Annotated in this window: 12 protein-coding genes; 10 read left to right on the top strand and 2 right to left on the bottom strand. The window is 61.4% G+C overall.

The annotated features are described in order from the left end of the window. Positions 1-55: 55 nt before the first annotated feature. Together JZM60_RS11150 and JZM60_RS11145 are read right to left on the bottom strand one after the other, a co-directional pair. On the bottom strand, positions 56-6,037 hold the full coding sequence (locus JZM60_RS11150) for a fibronectin type III domain-containing protein (protein ID WP_207162536.1): 5,982 nt from the start codon (positions 6,035-6,037) through the stop codon (positions 56-58). Between the two features lie 89 nt (positions 6,038-6,126). Further along, the gene (locus tag JZM60_RS11145) at positions 6,127-10,899 is read right to left on the bottom strand and encodes a CxxxxCH/CxxCH domain c-type cytochrome (protein WP_241426430.1); all 4,773 of its coding nucleotides are present in this window, start codon (positions 10,897-10,899) and stop codon (positions 6,127-6,129) included. Between the two features lie 339 nt (positions 10,900-11,238). Between JZM60_RS11145 and JZM60_RS11140 the strand changes: the two genes are divergently transcribed. The 10 genes from JZM60_RS11140 to JZM60_RS11095 all read left to right on the top strand — a co-directional run bounded on the left by JZM60_RS11140 (position 11,239) and on the right by JZM60_RS11095 (position 25,004). Continuing rightward, positions 11,239-11,673, top strand: a complete 435-nt coding sequence (locus JZM60_RS11140) for a c-type cytochrome (protein ID WP_207162535.1) — start codon at positions 11,239-11,241, stop codon at positions 11,671-11,673. A 265-nt stretch (positions 11,674-11,938) separates the two neighbouring features. Continuing rightward, positions 11,939-15,781, top strand: a complete 3,843-nt coding sequence (locus tag JZM60_RS11135; RefSeq protein WP_207162534.1) for a PAS domain S-box protein — start codon at positions 11,939-11,941, stop codon at positions 15,779-15,781. A gap of 4 nt (positions 15,782-15,785) precedes the next feature. Beyond that, complete coding sequence (locus JZM60_RS11130) at positions 15,786-17,207, top strand: sigma-54-dependent transcriptional regulator (protein ID WP_207162533.1); 1,422 nt, start codon at positions 15,786-15,788, stop codon at positions 17,205-17,207. 251 nt (positions 17,208-17,458) lie between these two features. Beyond that, positions 17,459-17,794 carry a hypothetical protein gene (locus JZM60_RS11125; RefSeq protein ID WP_207162532.1) on the top strand — a complete coding sequence of 112 codons (336 nt, stop codon included), beginning with the start codon at positions 17,459-17,461 and terminating at the stop codon, positions 17,792-17,794. Continuing rightward, positions 17,791-19,857: a chemotaxis protein CheW gene (locus JZM60_RS11120; protein WP_207162531.1), complete on the top strand. Its 2,067-nt coding sequence runs from the start codon at positions 17,791-17,793 to the stop codon at positions 19,855-19,857. Before JZM60_RS11125 ends, JZM60_RS11120 begins: the two co-directional genes overlap by 4 nt. 23 nt (positions 19,858-19,880) lie before the next feature. Beyond that, positions 19,881-20,372 carry a chemotaxis protein CheW gene (locus tag JZM60_RS11115; RefSeq protein WP_207162530.1) on the top strand — a complete coding sequence of 164 codons (492 nt, stop codon included), beginning with the start codon at positions 19,881-19,883 and terminating at the stop codon, positions 20,370-20,372. Between the two features lie 65 nt (positions 20,373-20,437). Continuing rightward, on the top strand, positions 20,438-22,198 hold the full coding sequence (locus tag JZM60_RS11110; protein WP_207162529.1) for a methyl-accepting chemotaxis protein: 1,761 nt from the start codon (positions 20,438-20,440) through the stop codon (positions 22,196-22,198). Between the two features lie 22 nt (positions 22,199-22,220). Beyond that, positions 22,221-23,123: a CheR family methyltransferase gene (locus JZM60_RS11105; RefSeq protein WP_207162528.1), complete on the top strand. Its 903-nt coding sequence runs from the start codon at positions 22,221-22,223 to the stop codon at positions 23,121-23,123. Between the two features lie 19 nt (positions 23,124-23,142). Further along, positions 23,143-23,694 (top strand): chemoreceptor glutamine deamidase CheD, encoded by a 552-nt coding sequence (locus JZM60_RS11100; protein WP_207162527.1) that lies wholly within the window; start codon positions 23,143-23,145, stop codon positions 23,692-23,694. Positions 23,695-23,699: 5 nt separating this feature from the next. Next, positions 23,700-25,004 carry an HD-GYP domain-containing protein gene (locus tag JZM60_RS11095; RefSeq protein WP_207162526.1) on the top strand — a complete coding sequence of 435 codons (1,305 nt, stop codon included), beginning with the start codon at positions 23,700-23,702 and terminating at the stop codon, positions 25,002-25,004. The last annotated feature ends 10 nt before the right edge of the window (positions 25,005-25,014 follow it).

The raw sequence follows: 25,014 nt of genomic DNA, 5'->3' as shown, positions 1-25,014 counted from the left end.
GGCGCCTTGCAGAATGCCGGACCGGAGATGATGAGGGCATGGCCGGAGATGCCATTCAATTGCAGTTCGTTTCCCCGGCCCCATAGGGGGGAGTGATGGCCCAGGCTTCGCTGAAGGGGGAACTGTCCGCCCCACTGAACGCCCGCACCCGGTAACTGTATTTCTTTTTGGGCTCAATCGCGTAGTTGTCGATGTAGCTGTTCACTGCTCCGTCAACCGTGGCGACTGTCACCCATACCCCCTCGCTGACCCTCTTCTGGATTTCGAATCCCTCGGGGCTGTCGCACGGATTGGGGGCGCAGGCGAGTGTTGTCCAATCGATCCTCACCTTGAAGGCATTGATGGCGGTCGCAGTCACGTTCTGACTCGCCATGGCCGATGTGGTCGAACACTTTTCAACGCTTGCCGGCGAATCGCCGCCGGTGCCGTTCCATGATTTGATCTGGTAGCAGTAGGTGGTGTTCTCGGTCAGGCCGACGTTCTGATAACTGGTTGTGACCGCCGAAAGCGACGGGCAGCTGATGGTCGGATAATCATAACCGCAGTATTTCTGGCCGTAGGCCACCGCAACGTTGTCTATCTCGGCATATGTTCCCGCCCCCTCCTTCCGTTCAATCTTGTAGTTGGTGGCCCCCGGCACAACCGGCCAGGAAAGATCGATCCGCTCCGCAGAAATGGTGATTGCCGTCACGGTTGTCGCAACCGGAGTTGTGGTGGTGTACTGCTCGTTGCTCGCAACCGAAGCCCCCCCGGCGTTCATGGTGCTCACCCGGTAGTAGTAGAGGGTGCCCGCCGCAAGCCCCGTATTGGTATAGGTGGCCACATCGGCGGCTGTCGTGGTGAGGATGCCCCAGGTGCCGCCGGAGCCGATTTTGCGTTCGATGCGGTAACCGGTATTGCCGGTCACGTTGTTCCAGGTCAGGACCACCTGGGATGCCGTCACCCCGGAGAGTGCGTCAAGGACCGGCGCAACGGCCAGGGTAGTCTGGCTTTGCACCGCGCTGTAGCCGGAATTGCCCGAGCCGTTCACGGCATATACCTGGTAGCAGTAGTAGGTACCGGCAGCAAGCCCGGTATGATTGTAGGTCACGACATTCTGACCGATGCTGACGGGGGCGCTCCAGGTCCCCTCGGTACAGTCGGCACCGCTGCGGAGCTTCCACTCCAGCCTGAAGCCGGTTTCGCCATAGATATTGTTCCAGGAGAGGTTGAGCTGGGTCGTGGAGGCTGCTGCCGGCGCGTTCAGGGTCGGCGCCGGAGGGATGGTGGTGATCCACTGGGTGTTGCTCCAGGCCGAGGTCCCTCCCGAATAGGTGTCACGCACCCGGAACTGATAGGTGTAGCCGGAGGTAAGAGCGGTCTGCGAATGGGCAATGGTATCCGCCGCCAGGGTTGCCACGGTGCTCCAGGCGCTCCAGGCGTACTCCTGGGCATAGTAGGACGCCGGGTACTGGGCGTAGGAGGTGCTCATGGTGCGCATCTGCACCTCGTAGCCGGTATTCCCCGAAATATTGTTCCAGGTTAGGTCCACCTGGGTCGCCGTGGCGGTCAGCGCATTGAGCGTCGGCGCCGCAAGGGGCGTATAGAGGCACGGCTCGTTGCTGTAGACGGCCGGGGGACCGTTGGTATTGGTGCTGTATGCCTTGACCCGGTAGCAGTATTCAGTGGAGAGTGACAGGCCGGTGTCGGTCTTGGAAGTGGTGTTGGCGGCCATGCCGATGGCACCGGTAACTTCGGCCCACGTCCCTTCGGTCCCCTGTTTCCGCTCCAGGGTGTAGTTGGTTTCGCCGGCGATGTCGGCCCAGCTTGGGGTGAGGGATGTCTCCGATGCCGGCGTAACGGTGACGCTCGGCGCTGCCATATGGGTCCAGGCAGTGATGGCATTGCTCGGATCGGAGGTGTTGCCGGTGGTATTGGCGATGATCCTGAACCGATAGGCATAGCCGGCGGTAAGAGCGGTTTTCTGATACGTCGTCACATCCGCCCCCACGGTGGCCAGGGTGCTCCAGGTGGTGCTGTAGTAGGCCGTATTGGAACAGTAGCTGGCGCCGTTCGTGGTCCCGTTCTGGGTGCAGGATACATACTGGACGGTGTAGCCGGTTTCGCCGGCCAGGTCTTCCCAGACGAGATCAACGGTAGTCGTGGCGGAACCGGCGGCACTCGTCAATGTTGGGGTAATGAACCTGGTGAGCGCCCCCTGCTCGGCGCTGTAGGCCGAGTTGCCCGATGCGTTGTAGGCCCGCGCCCGGTAGTAGTACTGGGTGTTGGATGCAAGGCCGGTATCGCTAAAGGTGAGTACGTCGACGCTGCGGGTCGTTATTTCAGCCCAGGTTCCGGCAGCCCCTTCCTTCCGCTCGACCCGGTAGCCGGTTTCTCCGGCAACGTTGGTCCAGTTGATTACCACCGAGTTCAGCGTAACCGTTCCGAGCGCGGCCATGGAGGGAGCCGCCGGCAATGTCGGGGCGGACTGCTCGCCGCTGGGCAGCGAATACCCCGACGCGCTGTTGGTGCTCACCCGGTAGGTGTAGGTGGTACCGGCGGTAAGCCCCGTATCGATGTGGGTCGTCACTCCGGCAGCTTTTGTGGTCAGATCCGCCCAGGCGCCCGTGCCGACTTTCCGCTCGATCTTGTAGCCGATATTCCCCTCCACCTGGCTCCAGGTGAGGGTAATCTGGGAGGTGGAATCAACGGTTAGGGTACTGAGCGTTGGCGCTCCGAGGGTAGTGGTGGCGCAACCTTCAATGGTCCTGGAGGTGAGGCTCCCCGAGTAGGCATAGATGCGGTAGCAGTAATTGGTGCCGGGGGCGAGGCCCGAATCGAGGAAGCTGGTGGTCCCCGACGCGGCGGTGGTGACGAGGCTCCAGGTGCTCGTCGGGAGCACGGGTCCGAGGGTCCGCTCGACCCTGAAGCTCGTGCCGGCGGTATTCTCCCGCCACGTGACGTTCATCCTGCCGGAGTCGGCCTGGGGCAACGGCGCCACGGGAGCCGGTACGAGGATGTAATTGTTCTTCTGCTTGAGCACCACGTAATCGGGATTGGCGGAGTTGCGGGAGACCCCGGCCACGAACGCCTCGCCCTGGTAGTTGGCGACAATGGCGCTGGGCTTGTCCTCGCGGCCGGTGCCGTCAAAGGATGAGGCCCCCAGGAACGTCCCCTCATTGTCGTAAATGAGCGACATGATGTTTGAAGTGCCGTCAAATATCGGGTCGGTGTCCAATCCGGCGCGGGTCGTGCCGGTGAGGTAGAGGTATCCCGAGGAGTCGGCCGTCATGGCGGCGACATAATCGTAGCTGGCGGGACGGTCGAAGTTCCGCTCCCAGATGACGGAGCCGTCGGCGGCGTTGTAGCGGATTAGGTGGAAGTCGCTGTCGGTGGCGCTCACGTAGCTCGTTCCGGCCACCACCACCGCACCGTCGATGGAATCTATGATGACTGCGATCCCCCGGTCATCGCCGTTTGCCGGAGCCGCCGAACCGTTGTGGATACTCTTCCAAATCTCCCGCTGGGACGAAACGTCGGCGCCGTCATACTTGATGGTTACCCACTCTTCATCACCGGCGGCGTTGACGCCGTAGCCGGTGACATAGGGGTTGCCCGCCGCGTCCACTGCCAGCGAAAGGGCCTGATCGTCAAGGGTGCCGGCGCCGGCATAGCCCTGGGACCAGATCTGCGCCCCGGTGGCCCCGTTGTACTTGGCGGTAAACCAGTCGTAATCGCCCGAGGCATTTTTGCTGTAACCGGTGACGAAGATATTGCCGGACGGATCGAAGGCAACCGCCGTGGGGTAATCGTCCCGGCCGCTGTCGTAGACGACGGGGGTCCAGGGGCGGGTGCCGTCCGCATTGTACTTGATGAGGAAGATGTCGTAGTTGTTGGCGGCGTTCAGGCCGTAACCGATGACCACGCTATGGTCGGAGCCGTCCCGGGCGGTCCTGACCGCCTTGGCCAGGTCGATGCCGCTCTGGGTCCCGTACTGGTGGTCCCACATCATGGCCGGGTTGGTGGTGGGATCGGCGTAACCGGCGGTCTGGTACTTGATGGTGAAGAGATCGTCGCTCTTGTCGGAATCCCCCATGAGATAGGCGGTGCCGGTGACTATGGCGTCGCCGTCATCGTCGAGGGCAACCCCGGCGGCCATGTCGGTGCCGCCGTCGCCGCTGTCGTAGCGTGCCTTCCATATAATCGACTTGTCGCTGCGATTGAGTTTCAGGGTCAGGTAATCATAGGAGTAGGTCCCCACCACCCCCTCCTCGGCCAGGTCGCTGTAACCGGTCACCACCGGGTGGTCGTCGGAGCCGACGGTGATGCCGGTCGCCACATCCTCCCGGTTGTCGGCCCCGTTGTAAACGTAGCTCCAGACGGGGGCGTCGTAGGTCACCACCTTGGTGAGGACATGGGACTCGTTGCTGTAGTCAGAATCGCCGTCCGCGGCATTATAGGCCCGGACCCGGTAGTAATAGTAGCTGTTGGCAGCCAGCCCGGTGTCGCTGTAGGTGGTGACGCTCGCAGCCACCGTGGCTATCTGGGCGTAGGTACCGGTAACGCCCAGCTTCCGCTCCACCTTGAACCCATCCTCATTGACAGAGTTGTCGCCCCATGACAGCGACACCGACGTATCGGAGGAGGCAGATGCCGCAAGTTCGGTGGGGGCATTGAGGGGGCCGTAGTCGTACCGGATGGCCTGGTAGTCATAGGAGGTGTCCCCGTCGGACCATCCGGCCACATAAACGTCGCTGGCAGAGTTGAGAGAAGAGAGGCCGACCCCGGCGGGCCGGTCGTTCCTGTTGCCGGCGCCGTTGAAACTCCGCTGCCAAAGCAGCACGCCGCTTGCTTTCGAATATTTCAGGGTCGTGATGTTGTCATTGACATCGGTAACGCTGTAGCCGGCGACATACACCCCGCTGTCGGCCATGTTGCTCGCCACGATGCCGACCGGGATATCACCGTACTCCCTGGCGCTGTTATAAACGGCATCCCACGCCTTCGCTCCGTCGGCGGCGTTGTAGCGCACGGTGTAAAAGTCCTCGTAGCCGCTCAGGGTAAACGTGTACCCCGTGACGTAGGTATCGCCCAGGCCATCGACCCACATTGCGCGGGGCTCGTCGTTATAGCCGCCGTCATAGGTGTTCTCCCAGGTTGTGGCGCCGGTTGCGGCGTTATATTTCGCCGTCCAGATGTCGGTATTCGACGCACTGGAAAGATACCCCGTGACGATCACGTCCCCGGAGCCGTCCAGTCTTACGGCAACACCCCGGTCATCGAAACTTCCCGCCGATGCCTTGCGCCATTCCCTGATGAAGGATTTGTCGAAACCGTACTTGCGGGTAAGGATATCGAAGTCCGCCCCCCCTTTGGAGGAATAGCCGGTCACGGCGATGCCGTCGCCCCCTGCCGCAATGGCCGTCACCCGGTCGTGGTTGTGGTAGGTGGCGTCGTCGTAAAGCTCCGTCCATGTGGGGGCTGAGCCGGCCGAGGGATATTTAATGATGAGGAAGTCGTCGTTGCCGGAAGCGTTGGCCGAATACCCCGCAACGTAGATGTTGTTGGATGCGTCGACGGTGATGGCGGTGGCAAAGTCTCCCCCCCCTGCTGCGCCGGCGAAGGTGTGCTGCCAGAGCAGCGCCCCGTCGGCGCCGCTGTATTTGATGGTATGGATGTCGTAGGTGGAGCCGTTCCAGGCATAGCCGGTCACGATAATGTCGCCGCTTCCGTCCACCGCCACCGCCGCCGCGGTGTCGTCGCCCCCAGCCATGTCGTACGTGACGGCCGGCCAAGCCAGCCCGCTCCCGTCGGCCTTGAACTTGGCAACATAGTAGTCGTTGTTCATGCCGCCGCTGTTGGTGTACCCGGCGACAACCATATTGCCGGCGGAATCCACCGCCATGGCCTTCGCCTCCTGCTTCCCGGCCGCCACATGGGCCACGGGGAAGGGGCTCACGTAATCGCCCCCCTTGGCAAAGGCTGTGGCTGCGGCACCGGCAACCGCTATGGCTGCCGCAACGGCAAGACACATCCGCCGGACCGCGATGCGGGGCATCTTCAACACCCTTTCCGGGGCTGGTTTTACTGTCTGCGATGAACTCTCACGGGGCATGGGCATATCTCCGGCGATTGTGCGCTCGTTCGTTACCATGACGTCACATTGTTCCAGATCTGATTGTTGGGCCATCCTGCCGAGCCGTTGCCGGTTGGTGCGCCGTGGCAGATTGCGGTGCTGTACTGGGCCGGCATGTTGTTGTAACCCCACGGAGCGCGGCCGTAACGCCACGGCCGGGTGTACCCGCCGTAATTCACATCGACCCTGCCGCCGGTCGCCTGGAAACCACGATGCTTAAAGGCCAGGCAGTCGGTCTGCATCAGCCGCGGCAGTCCCGAGTTGTGGGGCTGGTGACACTTGGAGCAGGTGAAGGCGTGCTCAGCGTTGTTGCCCCACCCTTTGACCGATTCATGAATACGATCGACGGTCTTGAAGGCGGTGTTCTTGTTGGTACCGTCCGTAAGCGTCGCCTTGGCGTGGCAGTTGATGCAGAGGCCGGCAAACGTACTGTCGTCCTCGCTGATTTTGGCGTTGTTAAAGGTATTACGGTCGGTACGCCACGGCAGCGATGACTGGGCAAGCATTTGGCCGGTCTTGGTCTTTTCAGGCAGATCCTCCTTGTAGGGGGATGTCATCCAGGTCCCCTTGAGGAGCGGAACGGCATAGGCCTGCTTGCTGCCGAGCACGGGGCTGACGCCGTGGGGATCGTGGCAGGGGGTGCAGAGTCCGTTCACCTGGGCCGAGTAGGGAACGACCCGGTAGCCGTCACCGGCAACAACCGGCGCGGCAAAGCCCTCCACCGTAACGGAGGTTGCATCGTTTGCCGTAATCTTGCTGAGCTGGCCGCTGTTGGCGCCGGAGGTCATCAGCACGTAGAGGTTCCGCCACTGGTTGGCGGTCCAGGCCTTGCCGGCATCCACAAGGGTCGTTGCCGAACCATCGCTGGCGGTCCCCTCGGTCTTGGCCAGAGCAGACAGGGTACCGGTGGGAACCGAGGCCTTCATGTGGCCGCCGACTATCGTCTTTTTGGCGTCAAGCCAGCCGGTGGCGTTATTTTTGGTGATGAACGCCTTGGTCCCGGCACCAAAGCGCGAAGTGTCCCGGTACCCCATGACCGGCGAATTTACCCCGAATGTGGAATTGTATCCCCATGGGGTCTTGCCGGTGGGAACCACGGTGCCGATGGCGGCGGAGTTGTGGCAGTCGAAGCACTGGCCGGCGCCTGCGGCGTATGGGTTCACGCCGGACGCATTGGACGACGCCTTGTAATCGTAGAGGTATCCGCCGATGTTCTGCTTGGTCTCCTTGAGGTTGGCGCCGTTAAAGGTGCCGTTGTACGTCACGTAGCTGGAAGTCACCCCCACCACCTTGGAGCCGTGGGAGTTATGGCAGTCGAAGCACTGGACGTTGACGCTCCCACCCCGGTCGGGGATGGTACCGTCCAGGCCGGTGGCGGCATCGAAGCCCCCCTTGTTGGCGGCGGCGTTGCCGTGGGCCGAGAAGGCCTTGGCGACCTTGTCCTTCTTGTTGGCATTGGCGTACGTGGTGGAGTTCACCTTGCCCCAGGCAGTCGTGCCGGTCTGGGAGTAGCGGGCCGCGACGCTCTGACCGTCCCAGGCATACTGGCGCGGGGTCTTGCAGTCGTTGAACGGTACGCTGTCGTTGTTCTGGTCGCTGTGGCAGGAAATGCAGTGGGTCGAAACCTTGGAAACCTCGGCCCGCTCCTGGGGGGTATTCATGTTTATGGCCAGGAACTTCGCAGCGGTGGCCCTGCCGTCGGCGGTGGAGTACTCGCGGTAGACAACCGGCCTTACATTCCGGCCCCAGACCACCAGATCGACCACATCGTTCTTGACCGACGAATAGGTCTTGTAGTTGTAGCCGGTGTGGTAGGTGATATCTATGAGCCCCTCGGGCGTAGATTCCCAATGGCACTCGTAGCAGTCGGTATTTTTAATCTCGCCGCTCGTCCGCTGCACATGGTGGGAGTTCGACTTCATCTGCCCGATGACGTCCATCCGCTTGCCCACGGTGCCCAGATGGCATTTGGTGCAGTCCCGGGGGAGCCCGAAGGCGGTGTGTTTCGGTATTGGCTTGCTGCTTACGTGACAGGAGTTGCAGCTCATGCCGTCGGCGTGGCTGTCGGCAAAACGGTGCTCGTGGCACTCCGTACAGCGGCGGCTCAGGTTGTGGCCGTCACCGGAGGTGCTGGTGAAGTGCTTGCTGTCGGGTGAATGGCAGACGTTGCAGATGCCGTCGAAGGGGGCGGCCTTGCGCGCATAGTTGCTGCCGCTCTGCGTATCTATGAAAGAGACGTATGCGCTGGTCCGCGGCTCGCCGTACTTCCCGTCGGTGGTGGTGGCGATTTTCTTCTGCACCATGTAGATGTTGGAATCACCGTGGGGGTCATGGCAGTCCCAGCAGAACTTGCCCCCCTTCCAGACTCCCAGGTAGTTGCCGTCGACATCCTTTGTCCACCCTCCGGTGTTAAGGAAAGCGCGGTAGTGCTTGTAGCCGAAGTGACCCGCCGAGGCCCGGGCCTGCTTCGGCTTGATGTAGCCGGTGCCGGGGTCGAAGCCCAAGGCGTACTTGTTGGGATTGTCCGCCGGGGGGAGGTGGCAGCTCGTACACTGGCCGCCGCTGTCGTCGTCATGGCACTGGAGGCAGACTCCCATCATCATGTACTGGTTCTTGACGTCGGCCTTCTGCTCGGCGGTCCAGATACCCGCGTCGACGTTGTGCCCCTTGTGGGTGCCGTCGGGGAAAGTCCCCTCGTCGGAGTCATGGCATCCGGCCGAGATGCAGGTGGTGGTTGCGGTGTGGGTCGGGAACCTGGTTTCCAGCGACCCATCGGGCATCTTGAATACGACGCCGGCTGCCGAGGCCTGGGGCGCCAGGGAGTCGTCCTGCCCCACATGGCAGGCGATGCACTCGGCGTCGGTGCGCTCCATGTGGCAGTAGACGCATTCCTTCTCGAAGCGGCGCTCGTACTGGTAGTGCATCCGGAGCCGATAGGGATTGTTCGCGTCCTGGTGCAGGACATTGTTGTCGTGGCAGTACCAGCAGGGGTTGCCGGGGAAGTTGGCGGCCGGGTTCCGGGAAATGGGATAACGTCCGGCAGAGGAATACCGGCCATGCCCCCTGGAAGTCCATTCGGTGAGGCTGATGCGCGCCTGGGTGCCGTTGAAGGCGTTGTAGTCGTCCTGGTCGTCACTGGAAGTGCCATGGCAACTCAGGCAGGTGACGGAACTGTTAACGGAAGCACCCCAGACCGGGTCGGCGCCGCTCGTGTGGCACGCGGTGTTCGAGCAGACCTTGCTGACCACGTTATAGGAACCGCCGTCCTTGAAAACAACATCCTTGGATTTATTCACATGGTAAGCGGCATTGATGTGGGCCACCTCCCCCATCCCACCCTCGGGGATGCCGTCAGCATGGCATGATGTGCAGGAGCCGTTGACGACGGTGCCTGCGTGGCACTGATCGCAGGTAAAATTGGTCTGGGCATGGCGGCCATGGGAGTTGGCGCGGGCCGTGCCGGCCCCCTCGCTGGGGAACATCGGCATGGACCCCATCCATTCGTTCCCCACGGGCCAGCCGGTCTTCAGGGGCCAGAGTTTGCCGTCCGCATCTATTCTGCCGTCGTGGCAGCCGGCATTGGAGCAGCTGCCGGTGGGGTGCCCATGGCACGAATTGCACTCGGCCTTCGGCTCATCCCAGGCGCAGGGGCGCACATCCTCGGGATCGGTGGTGCCGTCGCTGTGGCAGTAGACGTTGTCGCAGACTTTTGTGGCGGGATCGTAGGTCGCTTCCGGACGCCCCACAATATTCCATTTGGCCGCCATTTTTACATCCTTCGCCCCGTTGACGTGCCTGGAGGGATCACTGATGCCGCCCGCCGTGTCAGCAGTGTCGGCGTGGCAGTAATAGCAGGGGTACTTCCGGATCCATTGGGCCCCCACCAGGCGGTGGTGGCCGCTGGAAGACATATCCAGGAACGGCGAGCAGAGCAGCTTCCCGGCATCCCAGATTCCGCCTACACTGATGCAGTTCGCCTGGGTGGTGTCGCTGGAACTTCCCCTGTGGCAGGAGTAGCACTTCATGGTACCGCTGTCGCCCCAGCGTGCCTCGGTGAGCGGCACGCCTCCCGACGGGTTGTCGTGGCAGTAAAGGTTTGTGCAGGTCCCATTGCGGGGAGGGCTCTGACTCGGCATAAATGCAGGATAGCTAACGTTCCCGCTGTAAGTGCCGCCGCTGTTGGGCGCCTTGGTGAACCCCAGGACAAGCGGACGGTTACCGGCGCTCGTGGCATGGGCAAACGGGTTCGCTTCAGCGGCATGGTCCGCATGGCAGGCGGCACAACTCCCCGTCCCGGTCCCGAGAGAATCACCATGCTTTTTGCCGGGACCGGAGACAGCCGGGTGGTTTCCGTCTGCCGGTGGGGCACCGTGGCAGCTTGAACAGCCCGCAGGAGCGGCAAGGGGCGTGGACCCCCAGGCCGGGGTTTCGGCCTCGAAGTGACAATTTGTGTTCGTGCAGCTTCCCGGAACCGGGATTGCGCTTTGTGGTGACGACGTATGATTGCGGAACGCGGTAGAAAGGATGGAGTTATTTATGGTGCTGGAGATACGGATGCTGCCGTTGCGGTGGCTTGAAGTGTACGATGCGCTGCCCGGATGGCACTGGGCGCAGCTTGCGGGGCCGGCCGACGGGTCGAGGTGCGTGCGGTGATTCCCCCGGAGAGCTCCGGAGCTTATGTTACGGTAGGCAGCGTCTACGGGCCGGTAATCCGCCGGGCTGAGGGAGCCGTGGCAGCCGTTGCAATCCAGCGCCCCCTCGACAGATCCTGCCGGAATCAACATAAGAACTGAGATAAGAATCCAGTGTGCGGCCACCCATCGCTTTGCGCTCTTGTTCACGACCCCTCCAGTAGAGCAACAAAAAATAGCAAATAACGCCAAATGACCGACACATCCCGGTCGTTTCCGGGCAAAGCAACGGAATAGCGTAACTCGCGCCCAGATTGTTAATTTTGAATTAAAAATATGCAATCATCGCGCCCAAACCTGAAAAATCAATCGTATACGCACCCCGCCCGCTTCCCGGATATCCCCGCAGGAGCGCAATCTCCACCTTGACATACAGAACCGCTTAATTATACTCCCCTAAAACATCCCATCTAAACGAGCGGAGGAAGCACCATGCACGACAGATCCATTGTGGCGGAGCAAAAGATTTCGGGACACAGGGGCATCATCGTTGCCTGCATCCTTGCAGGATGCCTGGTCGCAGCCGGCTGCAAACCCCAGCAGGAACAACCGGCCCAGGCACCGGCCGGAATGCCGGCCCAGGGAGGCGCTCCACAGACAACCATGGGCGGCCCCATGAGCGACCAGCAGAAGCTTGCCATGGGAGGCGCCATTTTCGAAAAGCAGTGTGCAAGCTGCCACGGCAAGGAGGGAAGCGGCATGAGCGCCCCATCGCTCCAGAAAGCCGATTTCAAATACGGCCGCACCCCTGAAGCCATAAAGGAGAGCATCACCAAAGGGCGTCCCGGCGGGATGCCGGCTTTCGGCAACCTCCAGGAAATCGAGGTTGAAACCATCACGGCATATGTTATGGGTCTCAAGAAATAAGAACGAATGACGCTGGAACGAATAAAGGGAGCTCCCCCACGGGTGCTCCCTTTTTTGTCGAGATGGTTCACGTTGCCGGCCGCATTTCTAATTCTCCCGTCATTGCTCCGCCGGACATAGGCCATGCCGTCGCAGAACTCACGGGGTATCAGGCCCGGCTGTAACCATGACGGCACCTCCCCCCTCCCATTGGTACTCCTCTTGCAGTCCCCGCCTAACAGCATTTTATTCCATGTTATCAAGCAGATACAAGCTGCGACCTCTCATGCAAAAATTCACTGCAAATATTGTTGCCCTGACCATACTCTTCATTGTCGGCGTAACCGGCATTTCCACACTCCTTTTCCTGGCGACTATCCGCGAAGAATCCGAACGTCTGGCCAGAATTGAGCAGGAACAGGGGCTCCAGACCTTCTGGAAACTCCTCAGGGCAAAGGGAACGGATTTCAAAATCGTCAACGGCAAGCTCATGGCCGGCGACTATGTCCTGAACGGCAACTTCGAACTGCCCGACACGATCCAGACGATTTTCGGCAATACCGCCACGATTTTCATGGGCGATATGCGGGTCTCCACCAACATCCGCAAGGCCGATGGCACCAGGGCGGTCGGCACCAGGCTGGCGGGGCCAGTCCATGACGCCATTTTCAAACAGAACAGACCATATCGCGGGGAAGCGCAGATCCTCGGCATCCCCTATTTCACCGCCTACGACCCCATCAGGAACAGCCGTGGCGAGACAATAGGCGTGCTCTATGTGGGAGCGAAAAAGAACGAATTCTTCTCCCGGAAAGAAAACTACAAATACAGCGTCATAGCCGGCACAGCGGTCATATCCACCATTTTTTCTTTACTTGCCATTGCCCTGCTGAGAGACATGAAACGCCGGGCAGAAGCGGTTCAGGAGAGCGAGACCAAATACCGCACCCTCTTCGAAGGTGCGTCGGAAGGGATCATGCTCTTCGATGACATAATTTTTGACTGCAACGAGCAACTGTGTCGGCTGTTTGGCAGCAGCCGCGAAGAAATAATCGGAAGATCGCCGCTTCGCTTCTCGCCTGAGCGGCAGCCCGACGGCACCCCCTCCGCCGACAAGGCCCGGCACTGGATTGACGCCGCCCTGGCGGGGGATACCCGATACTTTCCGTGGCAGCAGCGCCGACAGGACGGTACCCTTCTGGACGCCGAGGTTTCCCTCAAGGCGCTGAACATCCAGGGGCGCACGGTTCTCCAGGCTGTGGTGCGGGACGTTTCCGAAAAGAAAAAGGCCGATGCGCTGATGCACGAAATCACGGCCTCCCTGCGACTTTCGGAAGAGCGGTACCGCACCGTCTTCGAGTCGACCGGCACGGCCATGATCATCATCGAGGAAGACGCCACCATTGCCCTGGCCAACGACGAGTTCGTCAATCTTTCCGGCTACCCCCGCGAAGAGATCGAAGGAAAGAAAAGATGCATCGACTTTGTGGGCCCCGAATTCCGCGACATGATGCTCTACTACCACCGGAACCGCCGGATATCGCCGGAAAGCGCCCCCTCTTCCTACGAATTCGACTTTATCGGCAAAGCGGGAGATAAACGGCACATCTTCACCACGGTCAAGCTGATTCCCGGAACACGCAGAAGCGTAGCCTCCTACATGGACATCACCCCCCTCAAGCGGGCGGAGCGCCTGTTGACCGGCGAGAGGTCCGCCCTGGAACTGCTCAACTCGGATGCATCCCTGGAAACTGTTCTCGAATTCCTCTGCCGGCTCGTGGAGGAGCAAGCCCCCGAACTCCACTGCTCCATCCTCCTCATCGACGCCGACGGCAAACGACTGCGGCACGGTTCCGCCCCGAGTCTCCCCCCCGAGTACAACCGGACCATCGACGGCACCCGCATCGGCCCCGACATCGGAAGTTGCGGCACGGCCGCGTTCACGGGTGAACAGGTCATCTCGCGCGACATCGAGACCGATCCGCGCTGGGCGAAGTACCGCGCGCTCCCCCTGAGCCACGGGCTCCGGGCCTGCTGGTCGACACCGGTCAAGGCCGGCAACGGGACCGTCATCGGTACTTTTGCGGCTTACTCCACGGTTCCCCGCGAGCCTTCGATCGAGGAACTGAAGCTGATGGAGCGGCTCGGCCACCTGACCAGCATCGCCATCGAACGGAAGCAGTCCGAGGAGTCGCTGCGCATGATCCGCCTGCAGCAGCAGGCCATGCTCGACAACATCCCCGACATTGTCTGGCTCAAGGATACCGAAAGCCGGTTCCTCGCTGTCAATGCGGCATTTACCGGGGTAAGCGGCTCGCTCCCCTCAGAGGTGGTGGGGAAGACGGATCTGGACCTGTGGCCCACCGACCTGGCAGCGCTCTATCGGGAGGACGATGCACGGGTCATGGCGTCGGGGAACCAGGTCCGCACCGAAGAACCCCTCGTCGATACCCGTGGGAAGAAGATCTGGATCGAAACCATCAAGATGCCCATCTTTGACGGAAGGGGAACCGTAATAGGCACCACGGGCATTGCCCGGGACATATCGGAACGGCGCGAGGCCGAACGGAAACTGCGGGAGAACGAGGCCCGGCTTGCCAAGGCCCAGCAGATTGCCCACGTGGGGAACTGGGACTGGGATATTCTCAACGACACGCTTCACTGGTCCAATGAGATTTTCCGGATTTTCCGCATCCCCCCCGACCAATCCGACATGACCTACGAAAAATTCCTGGAGGCGGTCCATCCCGACGACCGGCAATACATGGCCGATGCCATGCAGGCTGCCATCCACGACAAGGCCCCTTACGGAATAACGTATCGCATCATCTGCCCTGACGGAGAAATCAGGCACCTGCGGACCGAGGGGGAGGTGGAATTCAATGGGGACGGCGTCCCCATGCGGATGCAGGGGGTCGTCAGGGACATCACCGAGAGCACCCTCGCCGAAGCGGCCCTGCGGGAGAGCGAAGCCCGGTTCAGGGAAATCTTCGAGCAGAATGAGGATGCCATCATCCTGATGGCCCGGGAGACCCTCGACATCATCGACGCCAACAGGGCAGCCGAAGCGCTGATCGGACGCGACAAGGAATCACTCACCAGGCTCGGTCCCTGGTCGTTCATCGTCCCCGAGGACTACAACACGTTCATCGGGTCAATCCCCCCACCAGCGGATACGACCCCCTTCCACCTGGAGCGCATCGGCGTGGTCCGGGACGACGGAAATCACCTCGTCACGTCCATTTGGGGGAAAATCATCCGGCTGCGGGAAACTGAAGTGGTCTACTGCTCCATCCGCAACATCACCCAACGGATCCGCATGGAGGAAGAGGCTCAGATCACCCAGTCGCGCCTTATCCATGCCAACAAGATGACCTCCCTGGGCGTGCTAGTTTCCGGCATCGCCCACGAGATAAACAACCCCAACACCTTCATCCAGGGGAACGCATCGCTCATCGAGGGGTTCTGGCGCGACAGCCTGACGATTCTTGAGCGCCATCGCAATGAACATGGCGACTTCGTTCTCGGCGGGCTCCCGTACGACGAGGTGATGCGGATATTCCCCCGGCTCATCCACGGCGTCAAGGAGGGGTCGCGCCGCATCAGCGCCATCGTCAACAATCTCAAGGATTTCGCGCGGGAAGACACCATTAAGACCTTCGTGCCGGTAAACGTCAACCGCATCGTGGAAGATGCGAAACTGATCCTCACTTACCAGATCCACCGCTACACCGACAACTTCCGCCTGGAAATGGCCGAAAATCTCCCATCCGCCCAGGGGAAACCCCAGCAGATAGAGCAGGTAATCATAAACCTCATCATGAATGCCCTCCAGGCGCTGCCCGGCAAGAATGCGGGCGTTACCGTCACAACGGCCGCCGACATAGACGCATCGGCCATCACCATCACCATCTGCGACGAAGGGAAAGGGATGCCGCGGGAGATCCTGGAGCGTATCACCGAGCCCTTCTTCTCCACACGGCTCGAACAGGGGGGAACGGGCCTGGGGCTCTCCATCTCCGCAGCCATCGTCAGGGAACATAACGGCACCCTGAAATTCGAATCCACCCCCGGCAGCGGGACCGTCGCCACGGTAAGCCTGCCTATCGCCTTTGGCCAGGGAGAATGAAGCAATGACCGATCAACACCCCTTTCCTATCCTGCTGGTTGACGATGAGGAAGAAATCCTCTTCACCGCAAGCATCACGCTGCGCGCTGCCGGTTTCACCCAGGTGATGACCGAAAGCAACAGCCGCCGGGTCATGGATATCCTCTCCCGGCAGGAAGTGGGACTGATACTCCTCGATCTCTACATGCCACATCTGCCCGGATACGAACTGCTGAGGGAGCTATCCGCGAACTACCCCCAGATTCCGGTCATTGTGGTTACGGCGGCAAATGAAGTGGGAATGGCCGTTGAATGCATGAAGGCGGGAGCTTTCGACTATTTTGTCAAGCCGGTGGAGCCGCAGCGCCTCCTGGCCACGATAAAACGGGCACAGGAGATGTACGTTCTCCGCTCCGAGGTCCGTTCACTGAAAAGCCACCTCCTCACCGACAGGCTGGACAATGAGGAGGCGTTCGCCCCGATCATGACCTGCAACCGGAAGATGCGCGCCATTTTCCAGTACCTGGAAGTGGTGGCCGGCAGCAGCCAGCCGCTACTGATAACAGGCGAGACAGGGGTCGGCAAGGAGCTTGTGGCCCGCTCGCTCCACACCCTAAGCAAGTGCAAGGGGCCCTTCGTGGCGGTCAACATCGCCGGTCTCGACGACATGGTGTTCTCCGACACCCTGTTCGGCCACCGCAGGGGGGCATTCACGGGCGCCGACCAGCACCGGGAAGGGCTCATCACCAAGGCGGCGAACGGCATTCTCTTCCTGGATGAAATCGGAGACCTTCAGCCGTCATCCCAGGTGAAGCTGCTCAGGCTGCTCCAGGAGCAGGAATATTACCCCCTGGGGGCCGACACTCCCACCAGGACGAACGCACGGATTGTCGTCGCCACGAACCGGGACCTTAAAGCGATGATGGCCGAGGGGAGTTTCAGGAAGGATCTCTACTACCGCCTGAGCGCCCACCAAGTTCTGATCCCCCCCCTGCGCGAACGGACCGACGACATACCGCTGCTGGTGGAGCACTTCTTCGCGGAGGCCGCCGCATCCCTCTCGCGGCAGAAGCCCACCGTCCCCCCTGAACTTGCCTGTTACCTCGCCACCCACGCTTTCCCCGGCAACATCCGGGAACTCAGGGCCATGGTCTTTGATGCCATGGCCCGCCACGATAAGGGCGTTCTCTCCCTCTCCAGCTTCAGGGAGGCAATCGGAGCTTCTCGCGTTCCCGTTAAAGCAACCCCCCTTTCCTTCCTCGAAGGCCTGCGCGACACATCAGGGCATGGGGGGGGCACCATGCCGACCCTCAAGGAGGCTGAAGATGCCCTTATCGCCCATTCCCTGCGGATCGCCAACGGCAACCAGGGGATAGCAGCCGCACACCTGGGAATCACACGTCAGGCGCTCAACAAACGCCTCAACAGAAAACCGGGCGACGAGTAGCATATGAACCCCTGAAACAAAAGTTGCGCCATCAACAAATGACGCATCCATTCCCGAGCCCGCTTCACCGGCCAATCGCCACCCCTGCTTCGCCGCCCCCTGCAACTTTTGTCGCACCCCTGCCCCAAGCCCCACCTCACAACCGCCGGTAATCATTGTGCTTTTTTTCCAATAATCCTGGCATCTCCAGTGCAATACAAACATCGTAAAACAACATCCATAAGCTTGATTGCAATTGAATGGAGGCCGGCATGACAAAGAAAGCACCCCAAAAGCTGACCATAAGACTGACCGGCGACTGGTCCATAACCGGCGTCACGCAGCAGCTCCTGCCCCTGACCGAATATCTGGCGTCCCTTTCCAAAACTGATCCGCAGCAAACCCGGCCGGTCGTCGATCTGGCGGAGGTTGCCCTGTTCGATGCCTGCGGCTGCCAATTGCTCGCGATACTTTTCCGCCACCTGAAGTTACTGGGCTTCGCCCCCGCAATGGACTGCCTCCCCAACGAGCTTCGCGACCACATCGAGCACCTCGGGTTCGGCCACGAATTCGCCGCGGCAATGGACACAGCCAAGGGGTACGCATGACCGCTCCAACTCCCCATACCACTGCCACGGGCATGGACCGCTTCAGCAACGTTTTTTTTGAGGAATGCGCCGAGCACCTGGCCGATATGGAGCGCATCCTCGTCGCCCTTGATCCGGCAGACCCGGACAGGGAGGAGCTGAACGCCCTGTTTCGCGCTGCCCACTCCATCAAGGGTGGAGCCGGCATTTTCGGCTTCAGCGACCTTACGGTGGTAACCCACGAACTCGAATCGCTGCTGGACAAAGTGCGCGGCAACGAACTTCGGCTGACCGCAGCCATGATCGACCTGTTCCTCGAAGCCCGCGACGCCGTGGCCATGCAGTTGGGGGGACACCGCGACGGTACCGTGGTCGACCTGACGGTTGTCGGGGAAATCTGCCGCAGGCTTCAGGGCCAACGGGAAGGAAACGCCCCCTCCTGTGCCGATGCGGCCCCGCCGGCTGCCGATGCGGGCGCCCCGCCACTCTCCCCGGACGCCCCCGGCGGTTCGCGCCGCCTGGAAATCATCTTCGCCCCCGAGAACGATATCTTCCAGCGCGGCGTGCGGCTTGAAAATCTCTTCAACGAACTGGCAAGCCTGGGCGATCTCTCGGTAAGGTCCGATATTTCCGATCCCCCCTCCATAGAAGCACTCGATCCGGAAGTCTGCCACACCCGCTGGATCTTCACCCTCGACACCACGGCCGGGGAAGAGGAGATCCGGGAGATTTTCGAGTTCGTGGCCGAACGGGAGCAACTGACCGTCATCCCCGTAGAAGAGCGGCCGGGCTTGGATCTATCGCCCGGCGGGGAAGAGCTGACACCTTCCGGCGACCAGTCTGCGCCATCCCCTTCTCCCTCCCCGGGCCGCCGCGCCTATGACCGGGATGAAACGGCGCCGGGGGCCTTCGGTCGCAGGGGCGCCGAAACCGAGTCATCAATCCGGGTCGGGGTCACCAAGGTGGACCAGCTTATCAACCAGGTGGGGGAACTGGTCATCACCCAGTCCATGCTGGCCCAGATGGCCGGCACGCTCGATCCGGTCCTCTTCGAGAACTTCCACCGGGGGCTCCTGCAACTGGAGCGCAACACCCGCGACCTCCAGCAAAGCGTCATGTCGATCCGCCTGGTGCCGATCAGCATGGTCTTCAGCCGCTTCCCCCGCATCGTGCGCGACCTGTCCGCCAAGCTCGGCAAACAGGTGGAGCTGCACACCATGGGGGAGAGCACCGAACTGGACAAGGGGCTCATCGAGAAGATAGCCGATCCCCTCACCCACCTGGTGCGCAACTGCCTCGATCATGGGCTGGAATCGCCAGAGGCGCGCCTGGCCGCGGGGAAGAACCCCGTCGGCGCCATAACGCTGCGGGCCTCCCAGGTGGGGGGAAGGATCGTCATCGACGTGATGGACGACGGCGCCGGCCTCAACCGGGAGAAGATCCTGCGCAAGGCCGCCGAGCGTGGAATCGCGGCCGGCGACGCCATGACCGACGAGGAGGTCTGGCAGCTGATCTTCGCCCCCGGCTTCTCCACCGCCGAGACTGTAACCGACATCTCGGGCCGGGGGGTCGGCATGGACGTGGTGCTGCGCAACGTGCAGGCCCTCAGCGGCAGGGTCCATATATCGTCCGAACCGGGCGCCGGAACCCGGATCACCATAAGCCTCCCGCTCACCCTGGCGATCCTCGACGGCCTCTCCGTGGCGGTCGGCGGCGAAAAGTTCATCATCCCCCTGAACGCCATCATCGAATCCCTCCAGCCGAAACCGGAGGAACTCAAATCGGTCAACGGCAAGCAGGTGGTCCATGTTCGGGGTGAATACCTGCCGCTGCTTCCGCTCCACGAACTCTTCAACCTGCAATCCGCGGTGACGAAGGCGGAGAACGGCATTGTCGTTCTGGTGGATGTGGAGGGGGAGAAGGCGGCGCTGCTGGTGGACGCCCTCCTGGACGAGCACCAGGTGGTAATCAAGAGCCTTGAGGACAATTACCGCAAAGTTGAAGGGACCGCCGGGGCCACAATCCTCGGCGACGGCCGGGTGGCGCTCATCCTCGACGTTCACGCGCTGCTCGGGATGAGATAACACGCAAACAGGAGAGAAAGATTATGGAGAAAGCCCAGGGAACACCCGACAGAAGCGGTACCGCTATCCCCAGGGAGTACCTCACCTTCACCCTCGATAAAGAGGAGTACGGCATCGACATCCTGAAGGTGCAGGAGATCAGGGGATACGACACCGTGACCCACATCGCCAACGCGCCGGAATTCCTCAAGGGGGTCATCAACCTGCGGGGCGTAATCGTGCCGATTATCGACATGCGGATCAAGTTCCGCCTCGGCACCCCCCACTATGACGAGTTCACGGTAGTCATCATCATAAACGTGCTGAACCGGGTCATCGGCATGGTGGTGGACGGAGTTTCGGACGTGGTGGCCCTGGAGCCGGAGCAGATAAGGCCAGCCCCGGAGCTGGGGTCTACCCTGGACACCCGCTACCTTACCGGCCTCGGCACCGTGAACGACCAGATGATTATTCTCATGGACATAGAAAAGCTCATGAGCAGCGAAGAAATGCAGCTCATGGAGAGCGCGGCCTAGGGGGCGCTGCGCGCCGCGCCCCGATCGACACAATTGAAAATCCCCGGACGAAAGGTGGAAAACAAATGAAAATCAAAGGCTTTAAGGACTGGAAAATTCTCTCGAAGATACTCACCATCTCGGTGGCGACCATTGCGCTCATCGTCTCCGGCATCATGTTCTACGTGCTCCCGCTGGTGGAGAAGAAGCTGATGAACGAGAAGATGGTGGCCACCCGCAACGTGGTGGAAGTGGCCTCAGACGTCATCGAATCATACCAGGCCAAGGTAAAGAGCGGTGAGTTTACCCTCGAAGAGGCCCAGAAGCGCGCCATCGAGAGCGTGAAGCAGATCCGCTACCAGGGGAGCGAGTATTTCTGGATCAACGATCTGGAACCGAAGATGATCATGCACCCCATCAAGCCGGAACTGGACGGCAAGAGCATCGGAGACCAGAAAGACCCCAACGGCAAGCAGATCTTCGTGGAAATGGCCAACGTGGCCAAGGAAAAGGGCGAAGGGACGGTGGATTACCAGTGGGCAAAGCCCGGCGCCAGCAAGCCGGTGGACAAGATATCCTGCGTGAAGCTGGTGAAGGAGTGGGGCTGGGTCGTGGGGAGCGGCATCTACGTGGATGACGTGCAGAAGGAAGTGATGGCCATGAAGATCCAGATCATCATCGCCACCCTGGTCTGCGCCCTTGCGATCTTCACCTTCGCCTTCATCGTGGCCCGCCGGATCCGGCAGGCCCTGGGCGAAGCCATCACCGCATCCGAGCATATCGCAGCCGGCGACCTGACCGCCTCCATCAAGTCCTCCAGCGAAGACGAAACCGGCCAGCTCCTCAAGGCGCTCCGGGAGATGAACGACAGTCTCTCCCATATCGTCTCCGAAGTCCGCACCGGCGCCGACTCCATCGCCAGCGCCACCGAGCAGATTTCGGCCGGCAACGCCGACCTCTCCCAGCGTACCGAAGAGCAGGCCTCGGCCCTGGAGGAGACCGCCTCCAGCATGGAAGAGCTCACCTCCACCGTGAAGCAGAACGCCGACAATGCCCAGCAGGCCAACAAGCTGGCCATGACCGCCAGCGAAGTGGCCGAGCGGGGGGGCGATGTCATCGGCCGGGTAGTGAACACCATGGGAGCCATCACCCAAAGCTCCCGCAAGATTTCCGACATCATCGGCGTCATCGACGGCATCGCCTTCCAGACCAACATCCTCGCCCTCAACGCGGCGGTGGAGGCGGCCCGGGCCGGCGAACAGGGGCGCGGCTTCGCCGTAGTGGCCGGCGAGGTGCGCAACCTGGCCCAGCGCAGCGCCGCAGCGGCCAAGGAGATCAAGGGCCTCATCGAGGACTCGGTGTCCAAGGTGGAGGACGGCAGCCGCCTGGTGGAAGAGGCCGGGGAAACCACCCGGGAGATAGTCACCAGCATCAAGCGGGTGGCCGACATCATGGCCGAGATTTCCGCCGCCTCCCTTGAGCAGTCCAACGGCATCGAGCAGGTGAACACCGCCATCACCCAGATGGACGATGTGACCCAGCAGAACGCCGCCCTGGTGGAAGAAGCGGCAGCGGCAGCCGAGTCCCTGGAGGACCAGGCCCAGGCCATGGTATCCACGGTGAGCCGGTTCAAGCTGATCGACAGCGGCCGGGCCGGCGCCGCACCGAAGAAGGAGCGCAGGCCGGCATCAACCGGGGTTGCCCCCGCAGCCAAAGCCACCCCGGCGGCAAAACCCGTCCCCAAAACCAAAGCCGCCAACGGCTACCACAAGCCGGCCCCCCAGGAGCACCACGAAGCCGAGCTTCCCAAGGCCGTGGGGTATGACGACGACTGGAAGGAATTCTAGGTAGGTTCGGGGAACAGGCACTATGCCCAACCACGCCACAGCCCGGCAGACAGGAACCGACGCGGAGTCCCTTGCGAGGGATCTCCGCGAGTTCCGGTTCACCGACGAAGACTTTGCCCGGGCGAGGGAGATTATCTACCGCACGGCGGGAATAGCCCTGAGCCCCGCCAAACGGGATCTGGTCTACGGCCGCCTCGCCCGCCGCCTGCGGGCAAGGGGGCTTACCTCCTTCGGCGACTACCTCGCCATCCTGGAAAACGGCGACCACCGGGAAGAGGAAGCATTCGTCAATGCCCTCACCACGAACCTCACCTCCTTCTTCCGGGAGCCCCACCACTTCCCGATCCTGGGGGAGCACCTCAAGGGGCTCGGCGACAGCCGTCCCCTGTCCATCTGGTGCTGCGCCGCGTCAACCGGCGAGGAGCCCTATTCCATAGCCATGACTGTGGTCGAGCGCTTCAACACCTTTTCCCCGCCGGTGCGGATACTGGCGACGGACATCGACACCAACGTCCTTGACCGGGGACGGCAGGGGATCTACAGCCGCGACCGGCTCGAGCAACTTACCACCGGGCAACGGCAACGCTTCTTCCTCCGGGGCGACGGGAAAAACTCCGGCCTGGCGAAAGTGAAGCCGGAACTGCAGAAGCTCGTCACCTTTCGCCGCTTGAACCTGCTGGACCGCCAGTGGCCCATGCGGGAGCGGTTCGACGCCATCTTCTGCCGCAATGTGATGATCTATTTCGACAAGGAAACCCAGTACGGCATCCTGAAAAAATTCGTCCCCCTGCTCCACCACGACGGGCTCCTCTTCGCCGGGCACTCGGAGAGCTTCCACCACGCCGCCGACCTCTTCCAGGTTCGCGGCAAGACGGTCTACTCCGTGCGTGGCGGCCCCCTCCACAATGCCGGCAGCCGTTCTTGACCGGAAGGAGTGAGAAACCATGCACACCAGTAAATTTTTTGCGAAGAACTCCTACTACGACCGGATGTTCGACAAGCCGACAGTCAAGATCCTGCCGGGCGAATACCATGCCACCAGCAGCGACACCATGATCGTCACGGTGCTCGGTTCCTGCGTGTCGGTCTGTATCCGCGACCGGGTAAGCGGCATCGGAGGAATGAACCACTACATGCTGCCGGGCGACGAAACCGCCGCCGCGTTACCGTCGCCCCGCTACGGAACCCATGCCATGGATCTGTTGATAGATCACCTGATTCTCCTGGGGGGGAGGCTCCCCTATCTGGAGGCGAAGGTCTTCGGCGCTGGCCGGGTAATCAACGGCATGACCGACGTGGGGGAACGGAATGCGGAATTTGCCATGCAGTACCTGCACAAGCGGGGAATCCCGGTAACGGCGATGGATGTTGGGGACGTGTATCCGCGCAAGGTCTACTTCGCACCGGCAACGGGCCGCGCCTTTGTCCGGCAGATCCGTACAGCCCCCATCGAAGGCAGCACCATCGATCCGGAAACCGACAGCACAGGACGTTGACCATCATGCACTTCACTACCCAGAAAGTTCTTCTTTCCGACATGATTCTCTGTCTCTCCAAGGTTATGGAGTGGATGAGTCCTGCGATAGTCGCCCACCAGATGCGGGTGGCATACATCGCCCGCACCCTCGCCGGCGAACTCGGGCTTTCGAGCGAGCAGCAGAACGAGCTGACGCTGGCCGGGGTGCTCCACGACATCGGCTCCTTCTCTCTCAAGGAAGAAACCTGCCAATCAGGCTACGAAACCGAACCCCACCTCGTCATGAAGCACTCGGAGCTGGGATACCTCCTCATCCGCGATTTCAGACCGTTCCGCCAGGTTGCCGAACTTATCAGGCATCACCACACCCCGTGGGGCAACGGCAGGGCAAAGGAGCTGCAGGGGGGACGCAACTTCCATCCGGCCCAGATCATATATCTGGCAGGGAAGATCGACGGCCTCATCAACTGGAACGAGGAAATTCTCGGGCAGGTGCGCGGCATCTGCAACTACATCCGCAAAGGCTCCGGCGAACTCTTCGTACCGGTCTACGTCGACGCCTTTCTGGCAGTGGCGGAACGGGAGTATTTCTGGTTCACCCTCGAGTCTGCCACCATCTCCCAGGCGGTCGTAAGCGACCTTCGTTTCGTCAACATCGAGCTCGACTACGACAACATGGTGAACCTGAGCAAGGTCTTCAGCCACCTGATTGACTTCCGCTGCCGCTACACCGCCACCCACTCCAGCGGCGTTGCAGGAACCGCCGAGGCGCTGGCGCGTCTCTACAGTTTCTCCGAAAGCGGCGTGCAGATGATTAAGGTTGCCGGCTACCTCCACGACATCGGCAAGCTTACCATCCCCCGGGAGATTCTTCACAAGCCGGAGAAACTGACCCCGGAGGAGTTCAACCGGGTAAAGAGGCATCCCTTCTGGACCTACCAGGCCCTGAGCAACATTCGCGGCATGGACGAGATCAGCACTTGGGCCTCGTTTCACCACGAGCGCATCGATTCACGGGGGTATCCGTTCCACTATAACGGCGGCGAACTGCCGCTGGGATCCCGCATAATTGCCGTGGCCGACGTTTTCACAGCCCTCCTTGAGGACCGCCCCTACCGGCCGGGGATGACCCGAAAGACCGCCCGCGCCATCCTGCAGGAGATGGCTGAATCTCGCGCCCTCGATGCCGGCGTAGTTGCCTCGCTCGTTAACAACATTGACCAGATCGACGAATGCCGGATGACTGCCCAGGCTGATTCTGCCAGTCTCTATGCAGAATTCAACCGGACGTCGGAAGTCAATAGCACCGGCTATCTCCATGCGGTCTGAGCGGTTATCC

It is taken from the genome of Geobacter benzoatilyticus (assembly GCF_017338855.1).
GTDB lineage: Bacteria > Desulfobacterota > Desulfuromonadia > Geobacterales > Geobacteraceae > Geobacter > Geobacter benzoatilyticus.
The sequence above is the reverse complement of the archived record's forward strand: the minus strand, read 5'-3'. Positions and strand labels throughout refer to the sequence as shown.

Excerpts from the sequence above, each read along its gene's own strand:
- JZM60_RS11095 (WP_207162526.1), top strand. The coding sequence starts at position 23,700 with ATGCACTTCACTACCCAGAAAGTTCTTCTTTCCGACATGATTCTCTGT.
- JZM60_RS11140 (WP_207162535.1), top strand. The coding sequence starts at position 11,239 with ATGCACGACAGATCCATTGTGGCGGAGCAAAAGATTTCGGGACACAGG.
- JZM60_RS11120 (WP_207162531.1), top strand. The coding sequence starts at position 17,791 with ATGACCGCTCCAACTCCCCATACCACTGCCACGGGCATGGACCGCTTC.
- JZM60_RS11135 (WP_207162534.1), top strand. The coding sequence starts at position 11,939 with ATGCAAAAATTCACTGCAAATATTGTTGCCCTGACCATACTCTTCATT.
- JZM60_RS11115 (WP_207162530.1), top strand. The coding sequence starts at position 19,881 with ATGGAGAAAGCCCAGGGAACACCCGACAGAAGCGGTACCGCTATCCCC.
- JZM60_RS11145 (WP_241426430.1), bottom strand. The coding sequence starts at position 10,899 with ATGTTGATTCCGGCAGGATCTGTCGAGGGGGCGCTGGATTGCAACGGC.
- JZM60_RS11110 (WP_207162529.1), top strand. The coding sequence starts at position 20,438 with ATGAAAATCAAAGGCTTTAAGGACTGGAAAATTCTCTCGAAGATACTC.
- JZM60_RS11105 (WP_207162528.1), top strand. The coding sequence starts at position 22,221 with ATGCCCAACCACGCCACAGCCCGGCAGACAGGAACCGACGCGGAGTCC.
- JZM60_RS11130 (WP_207162533.1), top strand. The coding sequence starts at position 15,786 with ATGACCGATCAACACCCCTTTCCTATCCTGCTGGTTGACGATGAGGAA.
- JZM60_RS11125 (WP_207162532.1), top strand. The coding sequence starts at position 17,459 with ATGACAAAGAAAGCACCCCAAAAGCTGACCATAAGACTGACCGGCGAC.
- JZM60_RS11100 (WP_207162527.1), top strand. The coding sequence starts at position 23,143 with ATGCACACCAGTAAATTTTTTGCGAAGAACTCCTACTACGACCGGATG.
- JZM60_RS11150 (WP_207162536.1), bottom strand. The coding sequence starts at position 6,037 with ATGCCCCGCATCGCGGTCCGGCGGATGTGTCTTGCCGTTGCGGCAGCC.